Below are 1,932 nucleotides of genomic sequence, written 5' to 3' on the forward strand. Positions count from 1 at the left end.
ATACTAACCGTTAGTGTGCCACGAAGTGGCATACATCCAGTAGGTGTAAATCCTACCAGAGCAATTACCTGTTCACTCTGAAGATACATGGACAGTAAGTTTCGTGAGGGACTCGCTGAAGCTCCATTTTATCAAATAATCAAGCCGTAATGCGCAAGCGTGAACCCGTAGTAGCTTCGATATGTGTATCAGTAGATTTGGGGAGAGTTTTGACGGTCTCGAACCCTGCCATATTACAAGGATTAACAGTTGCTTGAATTGTAATAAACTACCGGAGTCATAGGGATGGCGTGATTATAGATGGATGTGTGCCAAACGTGGGAGGTCTCCAATAACAGCAATTGGCAATTGTAAATGATTGTATATAAGTATTACGAAGTTACAATTAGTTATTAGAGAAATCGGAGGAGCTCATAGTACCAATAATGTTAGAGACAACAAAACTCTACCTAGGAAAGGAGCTCTACTTTAGAAAAGCTTATATGAAAAACAGAACGACGAGTATTGATGACCATCTATTAGCAAGTCCTTCACAATGTGAAGAAAGGATTCGTGTTTTTCAAAGGAAGCTATACATTAGAGCCAAGCAAGACAAAAACTTCAAGGCGTTTAGTCTTTACGGAAAATTGTGTGAAGATATAACGATAATAGAAGCTTACAGAAGAGTCAAGAGCAACTATTCTAAGGGAGTAGGCGTAGATGGGCAGAGTTTTGAAGATATCGAAAAGCAAGGCTTAAAAACCTTTTTAGAACATATTCAACAGGATTTAGTCCAATGGATCTACAAGAGTAAAGCAGTCAAGCAAGTACTGATCCCGAAAGAAAAGAAAGGAGACTTTAGGAAACTAGGCATACCAACAATTCGAGATCGTGTTGTACAGATGGCTGTCAAGCTGTTAATCGAACCTCTATGGGAATCAGAATTTTGTAATACTTCTTACGGATTTCGCCCAAAACGAGGCGCAAAACAAGCGATAAAACAAGTAAAACAAAACATTTATGATAGACACCAATTTGTCTATGATGCGGATTTATCAAAATACTTTGATACGATTCCTCACAATAAATTATTTGTCTTACTAAAGAAAAGGTTGGTAGATAAAGGAATCCTAAGTTTGATACATCAATGGCTTACAGCTCCAGTGCGGTTGCCCAATGGAAAGCTATTAGCAAGTACAGCAGGAAGTCCGCAAGGTGGGGTTATATCACCATTACTATCAAACATCTATCTCCATGCGTTTGATGAAATTGTAAATCATCCAAACGGAAAGTTTGCAAAAGCAAACATCCGTATGGTACGTTATGCAGATGATTTTCTGTTAATGGGTAAGTGGTATTTTAGTAAAGAAATACTACAGTACATTGACAGGATAATGGGAAACATGGGATTAACACTAAATAAAGAGAAGACCAAACTATTGCACAGTTGCAAAAGTAGTCTCTTCTTTTTAGGGTTTGAGTTCAGGAATATAAAATCCAAATTTGGATGGAATACAAAGAACTATACCAATGTACGTCCTAGTATGAAATCACGCTCCAAGTTGTTTACGCAGTTGCGAGAACTCTTGTCAAAGCGCAGACATTGGAGAATCGAATGGATAGTATGGAAAGTCAACGAGTTATTAATAGGTTGGCTTAATTATTTTTCGATAAGTAAAGTGACTCATATTTGGGAAACCATAAAAATCATCAAGAAGCATTTGGACTATAAACTATTTAAATGGATGAAAAGTAAAGGCAGAAAGGCACATCGGAAGCTACGCCAGCGACCCTATGAAAATTTAGTTCGCTTTTATGGCTTACTAGACATAGAAAAGTATGCACGTCTTAAAACCCATGCGAAAGCTCAATGAAGAATTCTATCGGTAAGCCGTGTGAGGGAAAACTTCAAGCACGGTTTGATGAAGGGGGCGCTGACAGTCTCGTAAAATT

At 38.0% G+C, this 1,932-nt stretch carries 1 protein-coding gene; it reads left to right on the top strand.

Annotated features, from left to right (window positions below; translation table 11 throughout):
* Nucleotides 1-482: 482 nt before the first annotated feature.
* Nucleotides 483-1,853: a group II intron reverse transcriptase/maturase gene (gene ltrA / locus DG508_RS18390; protein WP_108869550.1), complete on the top strand. Its 1,371-nt coding sequence runs from the start codon at nt 483-485 to the stop codon at nt 1,851-1,853.
* The last annotated feature ends 79 nt before the right edge of the window (nt 1,854-1,932 follow it).

The organism is Aquimarina aquimarini (assembly GCF_900299535.1).
GTDB classification, from domain to species: Bacteria; Bacteroidota; Bacteroidia; order Flavobacteriales; family Flavobacteriaceae; genus Aquimarina; species Aquimarina aquimarini.

Excerpts from the sequence above, each read along its gene's own strand:
- ltrA (WP_108869550.1), top strand. The coding sequence starts at position 483 with ATGAAAAACAGAACGACGAGTATTGATGACCATCTATTAGCAAGTCCT.